Consider the following 21,513-nt stretch of genomic DNA (forward strand, 5'->3'; position numbering starts at 1 on the left):
GTTCGCCACGCGATTCCGGCCCACGGTCAATCCAGTCGGCGATCCCGTAGCTGGCGCTGCAACCGGATCGCCCGACGACCCGGGCGCAGCGCCAGCAAGTCACGCATCCTGCCGGTGCGCAGACGACTAACCCAACGATTCCGCCCCACTCCCATCCTGCATCCCCGCATCCCGACACTGCGACGGCGTGACCCCGAAGCGCCGGCGAAACAGGCGCGCAAAATACGCCGGATCGGAAAACCCAGACTGCAACGCGAGGCGCGTAATGCTCGCCCCGTCGGCGCCGGTCTGCGACAGCACTTCGTGGCACTTCTCGAGCCGCAGGCGCTGGATCATCGCCTGCGGCCGCTCGCCGATCGATTCGAACGCCTGGTAGAGCGTGCGGCGGCACACCTTCAATGCCGCGGCAATGCGATCGGGCGACAGCTCGCCGTCGTCCAGATGCCGATGGATGTATTGCTGCGCGTCGCGCAGCAACGTCTCGCGGATCTTGCGCCGCGAAGCGGGCGCCGTGCCGTCCGTGAAATCGATCGTCTCGGCAAGCAACGTCGCCACCAGTTCCAGCACGCCGAAGCGGCTGCGCGGATTCATGCGCCGGCCCTCGGCGATCATCGCCTGCAGGCTGGCGAGCGCCACGGCCGCGCCGCCCGTCGTCGGCATCGCACGGCCGATCGCGTGCCGGGCCAACGCCAGCAGTGCGTCATGGTCGGCCACTTCGCACAGCATCGTCACGAATTCACCGTGTGCGTCGCTTTGAATCCAGTACGGGCTGCTCGCCTCGTACAACGTGAAATGCCCTGGTGGCACGATCACTTCGCACGCGCCCTGCTCGAGTCTCGCCACACCGCTCAGTTGCCAGATCACCTTGACGTAGCGGTGCTTCAGCGTCTTGCACGCGTCGCGTCCGATGGAGGCGCTATGCGCGCTTGCCGAAATGCGCGCCACGCGGCAGCGCGCATGATCGAACACGTCGACGTTTGCGTCGAATTCGCCGGACGTGCCGGCATTGAGCTCCAGCGGAAAGAACCGATGCCGGATCTGCTCCGACCAGCACGACACGCCGCCCTCCCGCAGCGGCGGATGCGCTCCCGAATCGATCATGACGTTCGCCTCCAGAAATATCCGGCTTTCAAGTACGTCCATTGCCTGGCCGCCTGCGTAAGCCTGCAGCGGGCGCGACGATCGACTCGCCCGACTTCCGGTCGCGTGCGGCGACACGCGCCCGGCCAGCATCGATGAGAGGGGATCGGCTCGTAGCGTACGGCGCGTCGATGCAAAAGAACATTCGCACAACTCCCATGCACGGCCGGAACGCTACCTGACGCAGTAAAGATTTCACCTAGATGCACCGCACTCCTGATGGCTCTGCACGCAAACACATGCGATCGAGAAACTGGCGCGGCACCCTGCTGACGGGCGGAAACCGGCCTCCGGCCGGGCCTCACGTGCGTGGCCGATGCCGTCCCGCACGCCGCCCGAAGACAAACGGCGGCCGCTCGCGCGCCGCAGGAGGAGACAAACGATGAAACGACTTTCCATTTCCGTGATGCTGTCCGCGCTCGCGGTCGCGCACGGCGCTCACGCAACCGAAGGCGGCGGCTCCGTCTACCCGACCGGGGCGGAAGGCTACCTGTGCTGCGCACTGCCGCCGCCGGGGCTCTATGCACTGATCTACGCGGAGCGCTACCACGCCGGTGAACTGCGCGACAACGACGGCCGCAACGTCGCGCCGCCGGACTTCAGCATCACCGCGTATTCGGTGACGCCGCGGATCGTGTGGGTCACGCCGTACACATTTGCAGGCGCATCGCTGGCCATGCACGCGCTGCTTCCGCTCGTCACGCTCGACGTGCACGCGGGCGGGCAAGCTCAGCGGCGAACCGGTGTCGGCGACATGACGTTCGGCCCAGCGCTCGGCTGGCACGTCACGCCGACGCTCCACACGCTGCTCGCCGTCGATGTCTTCGCGCCGACGGGCCGGTACGACAAAAGCGACCTGGCCAACATCGGCCGACACTACTGGGCGATCCAGCCGATCGCGGGCATTTCGTACGGCCGCCGTACCGGGCCGGTGTTCGACGCGAAGCTCATGTGGACCTTCAACCAGCGCAACCACGCGACGGACTACCAGTCCGGCCAGGAATTCATCGTCGACTATTCGGCGGGCTGGGGTTTCGGCAACGGCCTGACGATCGGCGCGGGCGGCTATGTCTACCGGCAGATGACGGACGACTCACAGGCCGGGCAAACCATCGCCGGCAATCGCGGCCGTTCGTTCGCGATCGGCCCGTCGATTAAGTACGACAGCGGGAAAGGCTGGTTCGTGACCGCCAAATACCAGATGGAAACCGATGTGCGAAACCGCCCGGAAGGCGCGGCGTTCTGGCTCAAGGCGGTGTTTCCGCTCTGATGCGAACGGATCCGTGTCGGCGTTGACCGACGCGAAGGCGGCGCAGGTCATCCCTGCGCCGCCCCTTTCATCGACCGAGCAGCAGATCGGCGCCGCGTTCGCCGATCATGATCGCCGGCGCATTGGTATTCCCGCTCGGCACCTGCGGACAGATCGAGCAGTCGATCACGCGCAGATTGGAGAAGCCGTGCACGCGCAGCGTCTTCTGGTCCACCACCGACGTGCGCGGGTCCGCGCCCATCCTGCAAGTGCCGGCCGGGTGATAGACGGTCTTGATGTCCTGCCGCACGAATCGCTCGATCGCCGGCAGATCGTCCGGATCGATCCGGGCCGGCGCGACGATTTCCTTCACGTGCGCCTGCAGTGCCTTCGCCGACAGGATCCTGAGCCCGGCCTGAACGGCCCGGATCTGACCGTCGAGGTCGGCCGGGTCGCTCAGGAAGTTCGCGTCGATCCTCGGCAGGTCCGCCGGATCCTTGCTGCGCAACCCCACCTGCCCGCGCGATTTCGGTTGCAGATGGCCGACCTTGACCGACATGCCGTGCTCGCTCGCGGGCGGCTTCTCTCCCGGCGTATTGTCGAAATTGTCGAGCAGCGGCAGGAAATGGAACTGAACGTCCGGCCGCCCCGTGCCCAGCGTATCGATGAATGCGCCGCCTTCGAGGATGTTGCTGGTCAGCAGCCCGCTCCTGAAGCACTTCCATTGCAGGAAATGGCGCATCGCCCGGAACCCCGTGTTCTCGCCATAGAGGCTCGCCGGCGTGCGAATCGACGCCTGCACCGACATGTGCAGATGATCGTGGAAGTTCTGGCCGACCGGCAACGCGGCAACCGGATCGATCCCGAGCGCAGCGAGATGCTCCGCCGGCCCGATACCGGACAGCATCAACACCTTCGGACTCCCGATTGCCCCCGCGCTCACGACGACCTCGTTGCGCACACGCACCGACACGGGCGCATTTCCGCCTTCGCTGAATTCGACCGCGACCGCGTGCCCCGCATCGGTCCGGATCCGGTGCACGAGTGCGCCGGTCACCACCTTCAGCTTCGCGTCGTTGCGCACCGACGCCAGATAGGTCTGTGCGGTGCTCGCACGTTCGCCGTTGCGCGTCGTCGTCTGGTAATAGCCGATGCCCTGCTGCACTTCGCCGTTGAAGTCGTTGACGTAGCGCAGCCCCATTTCCTGCCCGGCCCGGATGAACGCGGCCGTCAACGGATGGCGATAGCGGTTCTCGCTGACGGGCAGCGGGCCGGTCTGGCCGTGATACGCGGGCCCCAGGCTTTCGTTCGCTTCCGCCTTCATGAAATACGGCAGCACGTCGTCGTAGCGCCAGTCCGTGCATCCCCACTGCGTCGCCCAGTCGTCGTAGTCCTCGCGCTGCCCGCGGATATAGATCATCCCGTTGACCGAACTGCCGCCGCCCAGCACCTTGCCCTGCGCGATGATCATGCTGCGGCCGTTCGCGTTCGGCTGCGGTTCGGTCATGTAGGGCCACGATTTCTTCTGGAACACCTGCATCACGCCGCCCGGAATCCGGTGAAACGGATTGTCGTCGCGCGTGCCGGCTTCCAGCAGCAGCACCGAACCGGCGTTCTGCTGGATCAGCCGCGCGGCCACGACGCAACCGGCGGAACCCGCGCCGATGACGACGTAATCGAAGGTCAGGTCTTGAGTAGTCATGTGTCTGTCGAGTGGGATAGGCGGGCGAGCCACGCAACGCCCGCGATCTTGTTGTTGTGGTGTCTCCGTGCCGGAACGTGCGCGGCTACATCGCGATCGTGACGACCTTCTCCTCCAGGTACGCATCGAGCCCGCTTTGCGACAGGTCGCGCCCGACGCCGCTCTCCTTGAAACCGCCCCACGGCAGCCGCGCGTCGAGCGGGCTCCACGCGTTCACCGCGACCGCGCCGACCCGCAGCCGGGCCGCGGTGCGGTGCGCGGTCGTGAGATCGCGGGTCCACAGCGATGCTGACAGCGCATAGACGGTGTCGTTCGCCAGCGCGACGGCCTCGTCTTCCGTATCGAACGGAATGATCGTGCCGACCGGCCCGAACACTTCGTCGCGCGCGATGCGCATCGCCGGATCGACGTTCGCAAACACGGTCGGCCGCACGAAGAAGCCCTGCGACGGCACCGGCTCGTCGCCCGCGACCATCGTCGCGCCGTCGCGCAGCGCCGCTGCGATGTGCGTCTTCACGCGATCGGCATGGCGGGCGCTGATCAGCGCGCCCATCTGCGTATCGGGGTCGAACGGCGTGCCTACCTTGACCGACCGCGCCGCATGCGCGAGCGCGCCGACGACGTCGTCGTAGTGACGGCGCTGCACCAGCACGCGCGTGCCGGCCGCGCACGTCTGCCCCTGGTTGACGAACAACCCCATCGCAACGCCGGCGATCGCCTGCTCGAGATTCGCGTCGTCGAAGATGATCTGCGGCGCCTTGCCGCCGAGTTCCAGCGTCAGCCGCTTGAACCGGGCGCCGGCTTCGCGCGCGATCGTGCGGCCGACCTCGGTGCTGCCGGTGAAGCTGATCTTGTCGACGCCCGGGTGATTGACCAGCGCGGCGCCGACCGACGCGCCGATGCCGTGCACGAGATTCACGACGCCCGGCGGAAAGCCCGCCTGCGCCGCCAGGTCCGCCAGCGCGCCGACTGCGAGCGGCGCGTCCTCCGACGGCTTGATCACGACCGTGCAGCCGGCCGCGAGCGCGGGCGCGAGCTTCCAGCACGCGATCATCAGCGGCGCATTCCACGGCACGATCAGGCCAGCGACGCCAACCGCTTCGCGCACCGTGTAGTTGACGGTCGGGCGCCCCATAAAGCCGCCGGTCGGAATCTGGCGGCCTTCGAGCTTGTCCGCCCATCCGGCGAAGTAGCGCAGCGTGTCGATCGACATCGGCAGGTCCATCATGCGCACTTCCAGGGCCGGGCGCCCCTGTTCGCGCACGAGCAGCTCGACGAAGCGCTCAGCGTCGTGCTCGAGCAGGTCGGCCAGCCGATGCAGCAGCTTCGCCCGCGCCGCGCCGGGCAACCGGCTCCAGTGTCCGCCGTCGAATTCCGCGCGGGCTGCGCGCACGGCCCGGTCGACGTCCGCACCGGTGCCGGCCGCCACGCGTGCAAGCAGGTGTCCGGTGCACGGTTCGAATTTCTCGAACCACTCGCCCTGTGCGGCGTCGCATGCCTCGCCCGCGATCCGGTGTTGAAGGGTGTATTCGGCTGTCATGTGGCTGTCTCCAGATTAAAGGCCGATCCGGCGCTGGAAGGCGGATCGGCATATCTGGCCCACTGTAGGACGCGGGTTGCGGCGCCGCTGGGACATCCGTGCATCGAATGCAGGATTCACATGCACGCGCGCGCGCAGTGTCCGTCGACGCCGTTCGCATGCGCGCCGGCGCCGCGATCGGTTTGCGCGGCCAGCGCGCGGCTGACTCGCGCATGGTTGGCGCATCGCACGGCCGGCGGCATCGACGCGTACGCCGCGTCGCGAATCAACGCATGGCGAAACGAATAGAACACGCGATCGCGCCGATGCTGCGCGTACATGATCCGTTCTTCTAGCAGCAGCTGCAGGTGCGCGTCGAGCGTCGCGCGATCATGCGGCGATGCCGCGGCCAGCAAGTGCGCATCCACCTCGAGCCCGATCGTCGCGGCGAGCTGCGCGGTGTCGCGCGCGTCGTCGATCCGGTCGAACGCGCGTCCGAGCATTCCGCCGAGACTGAGCGGAAGCGGGCACGGGTCGGTCGTCCGCAGCCCGGCGAGCGAGCCGTCCGACCCACGCATCGTCAGCTCGCGCGCGACGGCCTCGATGAACAGCGGAATGCCTGCCGTCCGATGGACGAGCGGGTCGAGCCGGGCCGGATCGAGCGCGCCCTGGCCCAGGCATGCCGACATCAGGCGCTGCGCATCGTCGCGCGACAGGCGGCGCAGCACCTGGCGTTCGGTCGCGCCACGCCAACGAGCGAGTCGGGCGGGTCGTGACGTGAGCACGACGCAGAGCGCCGCCGCGCGCGGCGAGCGCTGCAGGAACGCAAGAAAGGCCTCGGTCGAGCGGTCGATCCACTGCACATCCTCGACGACGAGCAACACCGGCGCGCCCTTGCCAAGCGACACGATCAATTGCTCGAGCACGTCGAACAGCGCGTGCGGTTCGCGTGCGCCCGACCACCGTGCCTCCTTCGCATCGCAGGGCAACCCCAGCCAGGTCGACAGCGCGACACGGGCCGCCACACGATCGCATTCGAGCGGCGCGAGCATCGCGTCGATCGCCGCGCGCGTGGTACCGGGCGGGCTGTCGGCATCGAGTTGCCAATGCGCACTGATGAACCGCAGAATCGGAAACAGCGCATGATTCTCCCGCTCGGGCAGGCACCCGCAATACGCGAACGCGTGGCCCTGTGTCCGCACGGCCTCGCACAGCGCATGCACGACGCGCGACTTGCCGATTCCCGCATCGCCGACGACGAGCCGCGGCACGCCGCGCATCGCACGACGATGGCGTGCGCACGTCTCCTGCCACGCGCGCAGCAGTGTGTCGAGTTCACGCGTGCGGCCGATCATCGGCACCCTCATGCCGCCGTCGAGCGAATCGAACGGCGTATCGGCCCGACACTCGCCGAGCAGTTCGTGCACCGGCTGCGGCGCGAGGCCCGCCCGCGCCAGCCGCAACCCGGTCGGCCGGAAGTCGGCATGCCGTTCGAGCGCGAGCCGCGCATCGTCGCTGATCAGGATCTGCCCGGGCCCGGCAAGCCGCAACAGCCGCGACGCGGCGGCCGGCGTCGATCCGCCCGACATTTGCGACGCATGCGCGAGAACCTGCCCGACGTGAATCGCGGCGGCCACTTCGACGTGCCAGCCTTCACCACCGACGGCATCGCGGGCGTCGGCCGGCACCGGCAGCCGTGCGCGCCCGGCCACCCGCACCATGTCGAGTGCCGCACGCGCCGCGCGGCGCGCGGGCCGGTCGATATCGCCTTGCAGGCCGAAATGGAACAGCAGCGTGTCGCCGAGCCGCTCATCGACCTGCGCGCCATAGCCGACGGCGATATCCGCGCACTTCGTCAGCCATTGCGCCTCGTAGCGGTCGAGCAGGGCGCCGTGATCGGTTCCCGCATGACGTTGCCGGCCGTCTCCGGTGATCGTCACGCAACAGCACAGCGTGGTGACCTGCCGGTATTCGCCAGCCGTTGCGACTGCCTCGCTGCGCGGTGTGAACGGGTGCGGCTGCGTGCGCCGGCTTGCACGACCGGCATCGAACGGGCCGACGAGCGCAGCGAAATTGATCGCGCGAAACTGCGCCGCGAGTTCGTCGGCCGAGGCGGCACGCTGCGCCGGATTCTTGCTCAACGCATGCCGCAGCACGGAGCCGAGCGGATGCGACGCGACCGACCGCGGAAGCGCGATATCCACCGGGCTGAGCTGCTGATACAGAATGTCGGCCACGCTTGCGCCCTGCATCACGACTTCGCCCGTCAGGCATTCGATCACGACCAGGCCCCACGCATACAGGTCGCTTCCGGGCGTCGGCGGTTCGTTGCGCAATTGCTCGGGCGCGCAATATGACGGCGAGCCGAGCACCTCGACCGCGAGCGTCGCGGCCTGCGGCGCGATATCTGCCGTGCCGGGCAACAGCGCACCGATCCCGAAATCGAGCAGCTTCGCGTGCGGCCCGTCGTCGGCCATCGCGATCACGATGTTGTGCGGCGTCAGATCCCGGTGCACGATGCCGCGGCGATGCGCAGCGGCGAGCGCATCGAGCACCTCCGTCATCAGCCGCCCCGTGTCGACGGCCGACAACGGCCCCTCCATCGCAAGCCGGTCGCGCAGGGTCCGGCCCTGCACGCGTTCGAATACGGCGAACAACCGCCCGTCGGGTGCCTCGCCCTTGTCCAGCAACGCCACGATGTTCGGGTGACGTAGCGCCTCGCACAGGCCTGTCTCGCACCGGAAGCGCATGCGCTGGCGCGCGCGCTCGGTTGCGGTCCGCGCGACATCGTCCCGCATCAGCTTGATCGCGACGTCTTGCCCCGTCTCGCAGCAGGTCGCGCGGAACACCACGCCGCTGCCGCCTTCACCGAGCAACGCACCGAGCCGGTAATGCCGCTTGCCGGCCAACGTCGCGAAGGGCGCGGCGGGCTGCGGCGATTCACGCGTATGCGGCCCGACGCGTGCGCGTGACGCCGTCGGCAACCCGGGTTGTCGTTCCGCGTTCACGAGCAGTAGACGACCGGATCCGGCACCGGACGATGCATGCCGATACGCGGCTCGACGCGCGGCACCGACTGGCACTCGAGGCGCTCGCCACGCATGACGCGGAACGGGAAATCGCCGAAGCGGACGCTGCCGCGCCGCCGCTCGACGAGCTGGCTCGCGTCCAGCCCCGGCAGCGCCGCGAACTGGCTCCGGGCGCGATGAATCTGCACGTTGAGATGGGACGTATCGATACCGAGCATGCGCGCCAGCCGGTCGAGTTCGATCCAGCCTTGCGTGGCGGCGTCGTAGCCGGCCTGCATGTCGGCCGAGCGTGCGCGGGCAAGCGTGACGAGGCTGTAGTGATGCGCGCGCTCGCCGAGGTCGACCACACCGCCGCGAATGTGCAGCAGCGCACGTGCGTGTTCTTCGTCCCGGCTGACGAAGAACTCGAGCAGTCGGGACGGCGCGGTCGGATCGGCAGGCGCGCGCAGCGTCATGGTCGAGCCATGGCGCACGAGCGCCACGCGCCACGTGAAGCCCCCCGTCGACACTTCATCGCCGTCATGGAGCGCGCGCGGCGGCAACGTGTCGTCGCACAGCCATTCGCCGGCCGGCGACTGGACGATCGTGACCGGCTGCGCGGCGTGGGCAGCCAGGATCTGGCGGGGCGTGAGCACGATCGGATGCACGGCGCCCCGTACCGGCCACAGCGTATCGGCCGGATCGTCGAGCGCATCGACGCGCCAGGGAGCGACACCCGCCGTGCCGAACCGGATGACGTCGCCGCGCTGCAGCACCGCGTGCTCGCCGTCGCGCAACGGCACGCCCGATACCGACGTGCCGTTGCTGCTGTGATCGTGGAGCTCCCATAGCCCGCCGGCCCAGCGGATATGGGCATGGACACGGGATACCGACGCGTCGCGGATGACCGTATCGCAGCGCGCGGTATCGCGACCGAACACGTGATACGCGCGGAGCAGGCACGCTTCCCCGGAAGAATCGTTCTTGAGTATCGCCATGGCTGCCCCGTGTCGGATTCGCCCGGGTCGCTCGAGTGACGCGTCGACGCCCGGGAAAGCGATTGATTCAATGATCGCGAACGATGTCGACCGTTCGCCGCCTCGTTACCAGTTCCTTCGTCAGCTTCCTTTCGAATCGTTGCTCATCCGGCACGTGTTATTTCGGCTGATTGAATGGCCTGCCGTTTTGTTTTTTTAAGTCGAGCAACTTGATGAAAATCCTGCCAAACAAAATCATGCATCGCAATCGAAATGCTCAAATACCGTTTTGATATTGCAATGCTTTACATTTTCGGCAAAGCTTCAGTTCAAATATAAAGGGTCGAAAATCTTCACGACTCCGCGATCCATGACAGGCTTGAGTCGAGCAGAAGCACCTCATTGGATGACGGGACGCATTTAAATACCTTTGCCGGCGCGGAAATTTTGTTTGATCAAAAAAAATAAATTAAATAGTTCAAACGATTTAAATAATGGCCATCGGCATTTTAGTAGATTGCATTACATGAATTACTGCGCAGTTCTAGTGCGTCACGGCCAATGTCTCGCGGTGTCATCGGCAAGCGGATACGTGCCAGCACGTCGCTGCGTCACGATCTGTCGCTGGCCAAGGCTGCAGAAGCCGGCAACGCGTCGACCGTCCGATCGTCGTGACCGACTCGCCAACGAACGAGCTGGAACGCATCGACGGCAATCTCCGCCGCACGCTGCCAGCTCCATCCTCACCCCATCATCCAGCCCCAATAAATCTCCTTGACGACCTATCTTTCGATATATATCTTTAGATATGTTTTTCGACATATAGGACTCGATCATGCGACACAACCCTTCCCGCGGCCATGCCCGATGCGACGGTCATGGTGCGCATGGCCGCCCTGACTGGTTCGCCGGTCTCTGGTACGCGATCGGCCGCCACCGTCGCGGCCACGATCCGTTTGGTGGCGGCCCGTTCGGTGGCCGTGGCGGGCGCGGCGGCTTTGGCGATTTCGGCGACGACGGCATGCCGCGCGGCCGCCAGTTCAGCTCCGACGATCTCCAGCTGCTGTTGCTTGCCCTGGTCGCCGAGCAACCGAGCCACGGCTACGAGCTGATCAAGGCGCTCGACACGCGTTCGAACGGTTTCTACAGCCCGAGCCCCGGCATGGTGTATCCGGCGCTCACGTATCTCGAAGAAGTCGGTTTCGTCGCGTCGCAGGCGGAAGGCAACCGCAAGCGCTATGCGCTGACCGACGCCGGCCGCGCGCATCTCGATGCCCAGCGCGAACGCGTCGACACGCTGTTCGCCCGCCTCACGCACCTCGCGCGCAAGATGGAGTTCATGCGCCGCGCGTTCGCCGGGGAATCGGCGGGCAATGAAACGCAGGACGACGCGCAAGCGGGCTGGCTGCCGGAATTCGTCGAGGCTCGCCTCGCACTCAAGCGCGCGCTGCTGCACAAGAGCGCCGCCGACGCCGACGAACAGCGCCGCATCGCGGCCATCATGCGCCGCGCGACGGCCGAAATCGAAGGCGGCACCGGCGCGTGATCCGCGCCGCCCCGTCAAACCCTAAGGAGAACGGATTGATGCAGAACACATCCGACCGCACCGTGACCCGCGTGCGCCACACCCTCAAGTTCCGCTTGCTGCAAGTCTTGCGCGTGCACGCCGTGACGCCGCACCTGCTGCGCGTCACGCTCGGCGGCCCCGATCTCGCGGATTTCGAATCCGCGTCGTTCGACGATCACGTGAAGGTATTTTTCCCGCCGCCCGGCTCTGAACGGCCCGTGCTGCCGACGCTCGGCGCGAACGGTCCGGAGTTTCCGGAAGGCGAGCCGAAGCCGGTCGCGCGCGACTTCACGCCGCGCCGCTTCGACCGCGCCGCCGGCGAACTCGATCTGGAATTCGTGCTGAACCACCCGGGCCCTGCGTCGCAGTGGGCCGCCCAGGCACGCGTCGGCCAATGGCTCGGCATCGGCGGCCCGCGCGGTTCGTTCGTCGTCCCGACCGGTTTCGACTGGCACCTGCTGATCGGCGACGATACGGCACTGCCGGCAGTCGCGCGGCGTCTCGAGGAATTGCCGGCCGGTGCGCGCGTGGCCGTCGTGATGGAAGTCGCGGATCGCACCGCGCAGATCGCGTTCGACACCCGCGCCGACGTGCATGAAATCTGGCGCTTCCGCGCCGAAGCCGACGCGGCGGACAGCGACGTGCTGCTGAATGCCGTGCGCGACCTGCCGCTGCCGCCGTCCGGCGACGGCTACGTGTGGGCGGCGGGCGAAGCGCTGTCGATGCGTGCGGTACGCCAGCATTTGACCGGCGAGCGCGGCGTCGACAAGTCGCGCATCCGCGCGGCGGCCTACTGGAAGCGCGGCGCGGCGGCCGTGCACGAAACGCTGGAAGACTGACGGGAGCGGGTACCCGGTCAAGGGGTACCCGATTGAGGTTGACCGGCCGATGACACAATCGTGGCGTCGGCGCACCAGCGGGCTTGGCACCGCGATCGCGACTGGTATATATCTGTGGGTGCGACGCCGCTGTCGGGCGACAGCCGCCGCAGCCCGCCCAGGAGCGCCCGGTCATGACAAAAGAAAGCCACGCGTCGCCGTTCCTTCGCAACCTGAAGATCGCCGGCTATTGCGGCCTTGCCGCGGTGGTACTCGCGCTGTTCGTCGCGATGTGCGCGATCCTGAAGGAAAGCGCACTCGACCGCGACGCCACGCAACACCCGGCCGATACCCCTGAACTACACGATGCGGGCGGCGGCCCGTCCGCATCGGCCGAATCGGCCAAGACACCCGGCTGACGGCGTCCTGCCCGATCTCCTGCCGCTTACGGCGCGTGCCGGCGGCCCATCACGACGGCATGCACCGAATCGCCGAGCCGTTCGAGCCGCGCGGTCACGCGTTGCCCGTACAGGTGCGCAGCCAGCGCGCCGGCCGTGCCGACCAGCACGCCGCCCGCCATGTCGAACGGCCAGTGCACGCCCGCATAGATACGTCCCCATGCAATCGCCACGGCCATCGCGGCCATCACGAACCCGGTGAGCCGGGTCGTGCCGCCGAGCATCAGCCCGACCGCCATGCTCCACGCGAACGTCATGTGATCGCTCGGAAACGAGCTGTCCGGCGCGTGCGGAATCAGTTGCGTGCCGACACCGGCCATGAACGGGCGCGGCGAGAACCAGAAATGTCCGATGACCTGGGCGAGCACGAGCGCCACGCACACGCCGACGCCGGCTTCGATCGCCTGGCGCCGCGACTGGCGCGCGCCGAAGATCCAGGTCAGCAGCAGCATCGCGGGCAACGCATAGACGAGCCAGTCGGCGGCGAAGATGGCGAGGCGGGCAACGCCCGGCTGCGGCGCAACCCCGGCGTTGATGGCGGAAAAGAGGGTGAGATTGAGGGTCTGCATGAATCCGGTTGCGTGGGGCGTAAAAAATCGGCCGGTTGCCCGGCCTGATACGAACGATGCTAAGGCGTACCCGCTTAAGCGATGCTTAATGGGCGGCCGCACGCGACGAAGCCCGCGGCGGCGAACGCACTTAGAGCCTGCACTGCAACACAAGTTCACGAAATTGTCATATTCCCGCGCGACCGTCTCCCGAAAAGGCTCACCCAGCCCCCCGTAAAGACTCACCTTTTTCACATCGTGGCGTCATCGACGTGTGCAAACATCGGGACGCCGCGTGTCGTCCAGGCCGTTTGCGTCATTCATCTCAATATTTACGCTGCGAATGCTTCGAAATCGGCAACAATTAATTCCAAATGCGGCATCGCACAACGGTAACGCACAGGCATAGGATTACGAGCTTACGAGCACTCATCCACGAAGCGATCAACAACAAGGAGTCCGCATGAAACCCAGCGATGTCCGATCGAAAGCGTTTGCGATGCCGTTGACCAGCCCTGCCTTCCCGATGGGCCCGTACCGTTTCGTCGATCGTGAGTTTCTGATCATCACGTATCGCACCGATCCGGACCGTCTCCGCGAAATCGTCCCCGAGCCGCTGCAGGTCACCGAGCCGCTCGTGCATTACGAATTCATTCGCATGGCCGATTCCACCGGCTTCGGCGACTACACCGAAAGCGGTCAGGTGATTCCCGTCGAATACAACGGCCAGCCGGGCGGCTATACGCTCGCGATGTATCTCGACGATCACCCGCCGATCGCCGGCGGCCGCGAGCTGTGGGGCTTCCCGAAGAAGCTCGCGTCGCCCACGCTGCACGTGAACACCGACCACATCCTCGGCACGCTCGACTACGGCAAGGTGCGCGTCGCCACCGGCACGATGGGCTACAAGCACAAGGAACTGGACATCGACGAGCAGACCAAGCGTCTCGCCGGCCCCAATTTCCTGCTGAAGATCATCCCGCACGTCGACGGCACCGCGCGCGTCTGCGAACTGGTGCGCTACTACATGCAGGACATCAAGATGAAGGGCGCGTGGACGGGCCCCGCATCGCTCGAGCTGGCGCCGCACGCACTCGCGCCCGTGGCCGATCTGCCGGTGCTCGAAATCGTCGAAGCCCGCCACCTGGTCGCAGATTTGACATTGGGTCTCGGCGAAGTCGTCTACGATTACCTGGCTCAGTAACACGTCCGCAGTCCTTTCTCCCTGTCAATCCTTTCACCACGGGAATTCGAACATGAGCAACCTGAATGGCAAGACCGCAGTCGTCACGGGCGCCGCGAGCGGCATCGGCAAGGAAATCGCACTCGAGCTCGCCAAGGCGGGCGCGGCCGTTGCGATCGCCGACCTGAACCAGGACGGCGCGAATGCCGTTGCCGACGAGATCGTCAAGGCGGGCGGCAAGGCGATCGGCGTCGCGATGGACGTGACGAACGAGGAAGCCGTGAACAGCGGGATCGACAAGGTGGCCGCAACGTTCGGCTCGGTCGACATCCTCGTGTCGAACGCAGGCATCCAGATCGTCAACCCGATCGAGAACTACGCGTTCTCCGACTGGAAGAAGATGCAGGCGATCCACGTCGACGGCGCGTTCCTGACGACCAAGGCCGCGCTCAAGCACATGTACAAGGACGATCGCGGCGGTGTCGTGATCTACATGGGTTCGGTGCACTCGCACGAAGCGTCGCCGCTGAAGTCGGCATACGTGACGGCCAAGCACGGCCTGCTCGGCCTGGCGCGCGTGCTGGCAAAGGAAGGCGCGAAGCACAACGTGCGCTCGCACGTCGTGTGTCCGGGCTTCGTGCGCACGCCGCTGGTCGACAAGCAGATTCCGGAGCAGGCGAAGGAGCTCGGCATCAGCGAAGAGGAAGTGGTGAAGAAGGTGATGCTCGGCAATACGGTCGACGGCGTGTTCACGACCGTCCAGGACGTCGCGCAGACGGTGCTGTTCCTGTCGGCCTTCCCGAGCGCCGCGCTCACGGGCCAGTCGTTCATCGTCAGCCACGGCTGGTTCATGCAGTAACGCCCCCGCCTCCCTGAAGGGAGGCGATTCCCGCATCACCGCCTATTCTCACTACTCACGATGGTGCGCCGTCCGTCGACGTCGCGCCATCCGTCTCCGCCATGAATGGCGGGATTTCTCGGAGAACTGATGAAACCGCACGCCCGAACAGAAAAACAGGCCGTCGATGCAGCGGACCTGCATCACGAGGTCGGCGCACCGGCCGCCGCGCGCACGCTGCCGTACGAGACGATCGCGCTCGTGCTGCAAGGCGGCGGTGCGCTCGGCGCGTACCAGGCCGGCGTGTTCGAAGGGCTGCACGAGGCGGGCATTCCGCTCGACTGGATCGCGGGCATCTCGATCGGCGCGCTCAACACCGCGCTGATCGCGGGCAATGCGCCCGAGCATCGCGTCGAGCGGCTGCGCGAGTTCTGGGAAACGATCTGCAAGCCGGCGTTCTTCCCGACGGTTCCGGCCGCATTCGAATTCGCGCTGTTCAACAGCATCGACCAGATCCGCACGTTCTTCACCGCGTCGCAGGCCGCGAGCGCGATGATGCAGGGCCAGCAGGGCTTCTTCGTGCCGCGCTTTCCGCCGCCGGTGCCGGGCGTGTCCGATCACCCGGAGAAGATCAGCTGGTACGACACGTCGCAACTGCGCGCGACGCTGCTGAAGCTGTGCGATTTCGACCGGATCAACTCGGGCGAGACGCGCGTGTCGGTCGGCGCGGTCAACGTCGGCACCGGCAACTTCGTGTACTTCGACAACACGCGCACCCGCCTCGCGCCCGAGCATTTCATGGCGTCCGGCGCGCTGCCGCCCGCGTTCCCGCCGGTCGAGATCGACGGCGAGTACTACTGGGACGGCGGTGTGGTGTCGAATACGCCGCTGATGGAAGTGCTCCGTGCCCGGCCGCGCCGCGACACGCTCGCGTTCCAGGTCGATCTGTGGAGCGCGCGCGGGCCGCTGCCGCGCTCGATGGCCGACGTCGCCGAGCGCACGAAGGACGTCCAGTATTCGAGCCGCACGCGTTTCGTCACCGACACGCTGCAGCGCGAACAGCGCTACCGCAACGTGCTGCGCCACGTGCTCGACCAGGTGCCGGAAGAACAGCGCAAGGCGGATCCGTGGTGCGTCGAGGCCGATGCGATGTCGTGCAGCAAGAAGTACAACATCCAGCACCTGATCTACCAGCAGAAGGCGTACGAACATCACTACAAGGACTATCAGTTCGGTCTGTCGACGATGCGTGACCACTGGTCCGCGGGTCTCGACGACATCCGCAAGACGCTCGCAGTCAAGGACGGCCTCGCGCTGCCCAACAACGACTCGGGCTTCGTGACGCACGACATTCACCGCAAACGGTAATGCCGTGTGCGACGGATCGGCGCGATGGATGCGCCGGTCCGTCTTCTTTCCCGATTCGCCATGCCGATCTTCATCGCACTCTTCGCGCTCATCGCTCTCGGATGGGGCGCGGTTCACCTGTTTCATGTCATCGCCGCGCAGTTCGGCCAGCCGGTTGCCATCGCGGCCGCCGTGCTCGCCGCCGCGATCCTGATCGCGCTGATCGCGTGGTGGATCAAGCGCCGCCGCGACATCGCACCGAATACGAAGGAAGAAGGCTGGACCCACGTCGTGCATCGCGCGTGGGGCGAGCTGCGTGTGTCCGCGACGCAGGGGCTGCTGTGGCTGTCGCACGACGGCGCGGATGGCCGCTATACGCTGTCGCAACTCGACGGCTGTCAGGCCGCGCCGATCGGCGGCCGCTGGCATCTCGTCGTGCACGTGCGCGATGCCGTGCGCAGCGAGTGGAAGCTGCCGATGATGGACAAGCGCGATGCACAACGCTGGGCGCGCGTGCTGACGCTCGCGAAGGACAACCGGCTTTAAGGCGTCATGCCGCGGATGCAGATGCGGCCGGCACGAACGAACAGCCGCAATGCCGTTCCCGCATGCCGGCGCGCTATCGCGCCTTCAACGCCCACAACGCATCGAGCACGTGCTGTGTCGCCCGTTCGACCGCTCCCGCCCGATGCGCGATACCCAGTTCCCGCCACAACGCCGGACGCAACGCCCGCATGACGACGCGTGCGTCGGATAGCGGGGCCCCCGCCTCGTGCGGCAGCAGCGTCGCGCCGTAACCCGCAGCGACCAGGCTCTTGATCGCATCGTTGTAGTTGAGTTCGATCCGTGGTTCCGGCCGGTGGCCGCCGAGCGCGAACCATTCCGTCGTGAGCCGCGACAGGCGCGTGGTCGCATCGTTGAGTATCAGCGGGCGGGCAGCCAGATAGCCGGGCGTGACGCGCGCCGGGAGCGGCCAGTCCGCCGGCAGAAACGCCATCACCGGATCGCGCCGCCACGCGCGGATCGACAATCCCGCGACCGCCGTCTGCGGCAACGCCACCAGTCCGATATCGAGCGTGCCCTGCGCAATGCGCGCCAGCGTGTCGTGCGACGTAAGCACCGCGATCTGGACATCGATGTCCGGATGCTGCTCGCGCAACCGGGCCACCGCCTGCGGCAGCAGGTGCGCGATCGCCCCGGTCGATGCGCCGAGGCGTACGCGCCCGGTCAACCCCTGCACCTGCCGCTGCACATCGTCCAGCGTGGATTCGACCTCGGCCAGCAGACGCCGCGCCCGTTCCACCAACACTTCGCCGATGGGCGACGGCCGCACGTTGCCGCGCGTGCGGGACAGCAACGGTGCGCCGATGCGGCTTTCCAGTTCGGCAATGTGAAGACTGACGGTCGGCGGCGCGAGATGAAGCCATTGCGCCGCCGCGACAAAGGACCCGTGGTCCGCGATGGCGACCAGCGTGCGCAGGCGGTCCAGGCTGATCTCGCGCATTCCCCACCTCTCGTTCAAGAAAACTGAATCTGGCAGTCAGTAAATTCAACTTTTCCTATTCTAGGCGTTCGGCGGACGATACGGCTTTCCCGACGACCGAACCGAAGGAACGCGACCACCATGAGCCAGCCCACTGTCTACATCGACGGCGATCAAGGCACGACCGGATTGCTGATCCACGAGCGCCTGCGCGGGCGTATCGACCTGCAGCTCGTCACGCTGCCGGACGCCGAGCGCAAGGATCCCGTGCGGCGCGCCGAAGCGATCAACGCAGCCGACATCGCGATCCTGTGCCTGCCCGACGCGGCCGCGCGCGAAGCGGTCGGCTTCATCCGGAATCCGGCGGTACGCGTGATCGACGCGAGTTCGGCCCATCGCACGCAGCCGGATTGGGTCTACGGCTTTCCCGAGATGGCGAACGGGCACGCGCAGACGATTGCGCACGCTCGGCGCGTCACGAATCCGGGCTGCTACCCGACCGGCGCGATCGCGCTGCTGCGCCCCCTGCAACAGGCCGGCCTGCTGCCGCGCGACTACCCGGTGAGCATCCATGCCGTCTCCGGATACTCCGGCGGCGGACGGGCCGCCGTCGACGCATTCGAGTCGGGCGATGCTTCGCAAGCGAAACCGCTACAGGTCTACGGGCTCGCACTCGCGCACAAGCATGTGCCCGAAATCCAGCTGCATGCCGGTCTGACGAATCGCCCGATGTTCGTGCCGGCCTACGGTGCCTATCGGCAAGGCATCGTGCTCACCGTACCGATCGAGCTTCGCCTGCTTCCTGCCGGTGTGACCGGTGAGCAGCTGCATGCGTGTCTCGCGCACCATTACGCCGACGCGCGTCACGTCGACGTCACGCCGCTCGCGGACACGCAAGCGATCACGCATCTCGATCCGCAAGCGCTGAACGGCACCAACGACATGCGGCTCGGCGTGTTCGTCAATGCCGAGCACGGCCAGGTGCTGCTGTCGGCCGTGTTCGACAATCTCGGCAAAGGGGCATCGGGCGCGGCCGTACAGAATCTCGACCTGATGCTCGGCGCGGCAGACGTGGCGAAAGCGGCATAAGGCGCGTGCGAGCACCATCGTCGGCCGGCCCTGCTCATTGCGGCCGCGAATGCGTCGGTGCGAGGTGGACGCTACCGGCCCGCGACGCGATTGCGAGCCGGAAACGGGTGCCTGCCGAGGTTCCGCACAGCCCCCCGTAAAAGCTCACCTTTAGCCGGTTTCAGGCCGTTTCGTCACCCGCCGCGACATTCAAACCGGCCAGCGTCTCCACCAGAAAATCCACGCACACGCGCACTTTCGCCGACGCCGCGACGCGCTCGGGATACACGGCCCAGATGTTCGCGGGCTGGATGGCGTCCGGCAGCACGCGACACAGGGCGCCGCGTTCGATCAGCGGCGCGGCTTCCCAGATCGAGCGCAACACGATTCCGCGCCCGGCCAGTGCCCACTGCACCGCCACTTCTCCATGGTTCGTCGACAGCGCGCCGCCGACCTTCACCGTTGCCGTTTCGCCGCGCACGTTCAGCCGCCAGACACCGAACGGGTGATCGCGCTCCTTGATGGCCAGACAGTCGTGCGACGCAAGATCTGCGAGCGAACGCGGCGTGCCGCGCCGTGCGAGATAGTCGGGCGATGCGCACAGCACGCGGTAGTTCGCGGCGAGGCGGCGCGCGACCAGGTGATCGGAGATCTCGTCGCCGATGCGCACGTCGAGGTCGTAGCCTTCGCCCGCGACATCGACGAGCCGGTCGAACAGGTCGAGCCGCACATTCAGCTGCGGAAAGCGCGCGGTGAAGTCGAGCAGGGCCGGTGCGACGATGTGCCGGCCGAAGCCGAAGCTGCTCGAAATGCGCAGCGTGCCGCGCGGTACCGTGCGCGTGGTCGATACGTCCTCGACGAGATGATCGACGTCGTCGAGGATCTTCTCGGCGCGCGCATACACGCGTTCGCCGGCTTCCGTGACCGTCACGCGGCGCGTCGAACGATGCAGCAGCCGCGTGCCGAGCTGCGCCTCGAGCAACGCGATGCGCTTGCTGACATAGGCGGGCGATACCGCGAGCTGCTCCGCGGCCGCGCTGAAGCTGGTCAGGCGGACGACCAGGCTGAACACGCGCAGGTCGTCGAGATTCGGCGATTTGTTCACGATTCGTGGAAAGTCGATTAACCTTTCGCGCGATTTTAATCCGGATGGAAATAAATAGAATGGCGTGACGTGCCGCTGCCTCTCCCCGCGGCCAGCCTACCCGCCAAGGAGCTTTGCATGACCGACAGGACCTACAAGATTGCCGTGATCCCCGGCGACGGCATCGGCCGTGAAGTGATGCCCGAGGGCCTGCGCGCACTCGATGCCGTGACTGCGCGCTTCGGCGTCCGCTTCGACTTCGTCCGGATCGACTGGGCAAGCTGTGACTACTATGCGCAGCACGGCAAGATGATGCCGGACGACTGGAAGGCACAACTGTCGGGCATGGACGCGATCCTGTTCGGCGCTGTCGGCTGGCCGGCGACGGTGCCCGATCACATTTCGCTGTGGGGCTCGCTGCTGAAATTCCGCCGCGAATTCGACCAGTACATCAACCTGCGGCCCGCGCGCCTGTTCGACGGCGTGCCGTCGCCGCTCGCCGGCCGCCGCGCGGGCGACATCGACTTCATGATCGTGCGCGAGAACACCGAGGGCGAATATTCGTCGGTCGGCGGCACGATGTTCGAAGGCACCGAGCGCGAGATCGTGATGCAGCAGTCGATCTTCACGCGTCACGGCACCGAGCGCGTGCTGAAATTCGCGTTCGACCTCGCGCAGCGGCGCGCAAAGCGCCTCACCGTCGCGACGAAGAGCAACGGCATCGCGATCAGCATGCCGTGGTGGGACGCGCGCACGGCCGAGATGGCCGAACGCTATCCCGACATCGCCGTCGACAAGCAGCACATCGACATCCTGTGTGCGCGTTTCGTGCTGCAGCCGGACCGCTTCGACGTCGTCGTCGCGTCGAACCTGTTCGGCGACATCCTGTCGGATCTCGGGCCGGCCTGTACGGGCACGATCGGCATCGCGCCGTCGGCGAACCTGAACCCCGACCGCAAGTTTCCGTCGCTGTTCGAACCCGTGCACGGCTCCGCGCCCGACATCGCGGGGCAATTCATCGCGAATCCGGTCGCGATGATCTGGTCCGCGGCCTTGATGCTCGACTTCCTCGGCAACGGCGCGGGCCGCGAACGCGAAGCGCACGATGCGATCGTCGCCGCGATCGAGGACGTGCTGCGCACGGGGCCGCATACGCGCGATCTCGGCGGCAACGCGGGGACGCAGGAAGTGGGTGAGGCGATCGCCGCGAGAATCGCGGGCTGATGATCACGCCCGGCGCGTTCGTACGCGCCGGGTAGTGGTGGCGAGAATCCGCGTGCGGTGAGCGGTGAGCAACACGCAATGTGTTTGCGCACTGGTGTGGATGCCGATGCCTGTCTGATGAAGTTGAGCGGTGAGCAACGTCACACCGCAACGCGCACGGCTCGCGCTATCCGTTTTCGACGTCGATCCGATCGGTGAGTTGCACACCGCGCGCGTGCACACCGATCGTCAATCCACTCTCAGCCCTGTGCGATCGGTGAGATGCATCACGCGGTGAAGCACACCGTTGCATGCCAACCC

The 21,513-nt window shown here is 66.6% G+C and carries 17 protein-coding genes and 1 pseudogene; 10 read left to right on the plus strand and 8 right to left on the minus strand.

Annotation, left to right across the window (positions count from 1 at the left end; translation table 11 throughout):
* Window positions 1-126: 126 nt before the first annotated feature.
* Window positions 127-1,101 (minus strand): helix-turn-helix domain-containing protein, encoded by a 975-nt coding sequence (locus tag BCEP18194_RS38460; RefSeq protein ID WP_157687439.1) that lies wholly within the window; start codon window positions 1,099-1,101, stop codon window positions 127-129.
* Between the two features lie 421 nt (window positions 1,102-1,522).
* Here BCEP18194_RS38460 and BCEP18194_RS38465 point away from each other — a divergent pair, with 421 nt between their 5' ends.
* Entirely contained in the window at window positions 1,523-2,410 is an 888-nt protein-coding gene (locus BCEP18194_RS38465; protein WP_011356745.1) for a SphA family protein, read from the plus strand.
* Window positions 2,411-2,477: 67 nt separating this feature from the next.
* Here the strand turns inward: BCEP18194_RS38465 and BCEP18194_RS38470 are convergent, their stop codons facing one another.
* The 4 genes and pseudogenes from BCEP18194_RS38470 to BCEP18194_RS38485 form a co-directional block, all read right to left on the minus strand.
* Window positions 2,478-4,091 (minus strand): GMC family oxidoreductase, encoded by a 1,614-nt coding sequence (locus tag BCEP18194_RS38470; RefSeq protein WP_011356746.1) that lies wholly within the window; start codon window positions 4,089-4,091, stop codon window positions 2,478-2,480.
* Between the two features lie 85 nt (window positions 4,092-4,176).
* Entirely contained in the window at window positions 4,177-5,631 is a 1,455-nt protein-coding gene (locus tag BCEP18194_RS38475) for an aldehyde dehydrogenase family protein (RefSeq protein ID WP_011356747.1), read from the minus strand.
* Window positions 5,632-5,756: 125 nt separating this feature from the next.
* Window positions 5,757-8,618, minus strand: a pseudogene (locus BCEP18194_RS38480) (TOMM system kinase/cyclase fusion protein); the annotation flags it as partial.
* The gene (locus BCEP18194_RS38485; protein WP_011356749.1) at window positions 8,615-9,616 is read right to left on the minus strand and encodes an FHA domain-containing protein; all 1,002 of its coding nucleotides are present in this window, start codon (window positions 9,614-9,616) and stop codon (window positions 8,615-8,617) included. The gene BCEP18194_RS38485 and the pseudogene BCEP18194_RS38480, both read right to left, overlap by 4 nt.
* Before the next feature lie 814 nt (window positions 9,617-10,430).
* Between BCEP18194_RS38485 and BCEP18194_RS38490 the strand changes: the two genes are divergently transcribed.
* From BCEP18194_RS38490 to BCEP18194_RS38500, 3 genes are all read left to right on the plus strand, one after another.
* Complete coding sequence (locus tag BCEP18194_RS38490) at window positions 10,431-11,141, plus strand: PadR family transcriptional regulator (protein ID WP_011356750.1); 711 nt, start codon at window positions 10,431-10,433, stop codon at window positions 11,139-11,141.
* Window positions 11,142-11,179: 38 nt separating this feature from the next.
* Window positions 11,180-12,001 carry a siderophore-interacting protein gene (locus tag BCEP18194_RS38495; RefSeq protein WP_011356751.1) on the plus strand — a complete coding sequence of 274 codons (822 nt, stop codon included), beginning with the start codon at window positions 11,180-11,182 and terminating at the stop codon, window positions 11,999-12,001.
* Between the two features lie 173 nt (window positions 12,002-12,174).
* Window positions 12,175-12,399, plus strand: coding sequence for a hypothetical protein (locus BCEP18194_RS38500; protein WP_011356752.1), 225 nt, complete (start codon window positions 12,175-12,177; stop codon window positions 12,397-12,399).
* Between the two features lie 26 nt (window positions 12,400-12,425).
* Here the strand turns inward: BCEP18194_RS38500 and BCEP18194_RS38505 are convergent, their stop codons facing one another.
* Entirely contained in the window at window positions 12,426-13,007 is a 582-nt protein-coding gene (locus BCEP18194_RS38505) for an undecaprenyl-diphosphatase (protein ID WP_011356753.1), read from the minus strand.
* 442 nt (window positions 13,008-13,449) lie between these two features.
* On the opposite strand from BCEP18194_RS38505, the gene BCEP18194_RS38510 reads away from it, so the two are divergent.
* The 4 genes from BCEP18194_RS38510 to BCEP18194_RS38525 all read left to right on the plus strand — a co-directional run bounded on the left by BCEP18194_RS38510 (window position 13,450) and on the right by BCEP18194_RS38525 (window position 16,900).
* On the plus strand, window positions 13,450-14,190 hold the full coding sequence (locus tag BCEP18194_RS38510; RefSeq protein ID WP_009687317.1) for an acetoacetate decarboxylase: 741 nt from the start codon (window positions 13,450-13,452) through the stop codon (window positions 14,188-14,190).
* A 52-nt stretch (window positions 14,191-14,242) separates the two neighbouring features.
* Window positions 14,243-15,028 carry a 3-hydroxybutyrate dehydrogenase gene (locus tag BCEP18194_RS38515; protein WP_011356754.1) on the plus strand — a complete coding sequence of 262 codons (786 nt, stop codon included), beginning with the start codon at window positions 14,243-14,245 and terminating at the stop codon, window positions 15,026-15,028.
* A 129-nt stretch (window positions 15,029-15,157) separates the two neighbouring features.
* On the plus strand, window positions 15,158-16,375 hold the full coding sequence (locus BCEP18194_RS38520) for a patatin-like phospholipase family protein (RefSeq protein ID WP_011356755.1): 1,218 nt from the start codon (window positions 15,158-15,160) through the stop codon (window positions 16,373-16,375).
* A gap of 60 nt (window positions 16,376-16,435) precedes the next feature.
* Window positions 16,436-16,900 carry a hypothetical protein gene (locus BCEP18194_RS38525; protein ID WP_041493432.1) on the plus strand — a complete coding sequence of 155 codons (465 nt, stop codon included), beginning with the start codon at window positions 16,436-16,438 and terminating at the stop codon, window positions 16,898-16,900.
* 73 nt (window positions 16,901-16,973) lie between these two features.
* On the opposite strand, the gene BCEP18194_RS38530 is transcribed toward BCEP18194_RS38525, so the two are convergent.
* On the minus strand, window positions 16,974-17,858 hold the full coding sequence (locus BCEP18194_RS38530; protein ID WP_011356757.1) for a LysR family transcriptional regulator: 885 nt from the start codon (window positions 17,856-17,858) through the stop codon (window positions 16,974-16,976).
* Between the two features lie 120 nt (window positions 17,859-17,978).
* On the opposite strand from BCEP18194_RS38530, the gene argC reads away from it, so the two are divergent.
* On the plus strand, window positions 17,979-18,926 hold the full coding sequence (gene argC / locus BCEP18194_RS38535) for an N-acetyl-gamma-glutamyl-phosphate reductase (protein ID WP_011356758.1): 948 nt from the start codon (window positions 17,979-17,981) through the stop codon (window positions 18,924-18,926).
* 160 nt (window positions 18,927-19,086) lie between these two features.
* Here the strand turns inward: argC and BCEP18194_RS38540 are convergent, their stop codons facing one another.
* Complete coding sequence (locus tag BCEP18194_RS38540) at window positions 19,087-20,010, minus strand: LysR substrate-binding domain-containing protein (RefSeq protein ID WP_011356759.1); 924 nt, start codon at window positions 20,008-20,010, stop codon at window positions 19,087-19,089.
* 117 nt (window positions 20,011-20,127) lie between these two features.
* Here BCEP18194_RS38540 and BCEP18194_RS38545 point away from each other — a divergent pair, with 117 nt between their 5' ends.
* Entirely contained in the window at window positions 20,128-21,213 is a 1,086-nt protein-coding gene (locus BCEP18194_RS38545) for a tartrate dehydrogenase (RefSeq protein WP_011356760.1), read from the plus strand.
* The last annotated feature ends 300 nt before the right edge of the window (window positions 21,214-21,513 follow it).

This window comes from Burkholderia lata (assembly GCF_000012945.1).
Lineage (GTDB): Bacteria > Pseudomonadota > Gammaproteobacteria > Burkholderiales > Burkholderiaceae > Burkholderia > Burkholderia lata.

Excerpts from the sequence above, each read along its gene's own strand:
- BCEP18194_RS38460 (WP_157687439.1), bottom strand. The coding sequence starts at position 1,101 with ATGATCGATTCGGGAGCGCATCCGCCGCTGCGGGAGGGCGGCGTGTCG.
- BCEP18194_RS38465 (WP_011356745.1), top strand. The coding sequence starts at position 1,523 with ATGAAACGACTTTCCATTTCCGTGATGCTGTCCGCGCTCGCGGTCGCG.
- BCEP18194_RS38470 (WP_011356746.1), bottom strand. The coding sequence starts at position 4,091 with ATGACTACTCAAGACCTGACCTTCGATTACGTCGTCATCGGCGCGGGT.
- BCEP18194_RS38475 (WP_011356747.1), bottom strand. The coding sequence starts at position 5,631 with ATGACAGCCGAATACACCCTTCAACACCGGATCGCGGGCGAGGCATGC.
- BCEP18194_RS38485 (WP_011356749.1), bottom strand. The coding sequence starts at position 9,616 with ATGGCGATACTCAAGAACGATTCTTCCGGGGAAGCGTGCCTGCTCCGC.
- BCEP18194_RS38490 (WP_011356750.1), top strand. The coding sequence starts at position 10,431 with ATGCGACACAACCCTTCCCGCGGCCATGCCCGATGCGACGGTCATGGT.
- BCEP18194_RS38495 (WP_011356751.1), top strand. The coding sequence starts at position 11,180 with ATGCAGAACACATCCGACCGCACCGTGACCCGCGTGCGCCACACCCTC.
- BCEP18194_RS38500 (WP_011356752.1), top strand. The coding sequence starts at position 12,175 with ATGACAAAAGAAAGCCACGCGTCGCCGTTCCTTCGCAACCTGAAGATC.
- BCEP18194_RS38505 (WP_011356753.1), bottom strand. The coding sequence starts at position 13,007 with ATGCAGACCCTCAATCTCACCCTCTTTTCCGCCATCAACGCCGGGGTT.
- BCEP18194_RS38510 (WP_009687317.1), top strand. The coding sequence starts at position 13,450 with ATGAAACCCAGCGATGTCCGATCGAAAGCGTTTGCGATGCCGTTGACC.
- BCEP18194_RS38515 (WP_011356754.1), top strand. The coding sequence starts at position 14,243 with ATGAGCAACCTGAATGGCAAGACCGCAGTCGTCACGGGCGCCGCGAGC.
- BCEP18194_RS38520 (WP_011356755.1), top strand. The coding sequence starts at position 15,158 with ATGAAACCGCACGCCCGAACAGAAAAACAGGCCGTCGATGCAGCGGAC.
- BCEP18194_RS38525 (WP_041493432.1), top strand. The coding sequence starts at position 16,436 with ATGCCGATCTTCATCGCACTCTTCGCGCTCATCGCTCTCGGATGGGGC.
- BCEP18194_RS38530 (WP_011356757.1), bottom strand. The coding sequence starts at position 17,858 with ATGCGCGAGATCAGCCTGGACCGCCTGCGCACGCTGGTCGCCATCGCG.
- argC (WP_011356758.1), top strand. The coding sequence starts at position 17,979 with ATGAGCCAGCCCACTGTCTACATCGACGGCGATCAAGGCACGACCGGA.
- BCEP18194_RS38545 (WP_011356760.1), top strand. The coding sequence starts at position 20,128 with ATGACCGACAGGACCTACAAGATTGCCGTGATCCCCGGCGACGGCATC.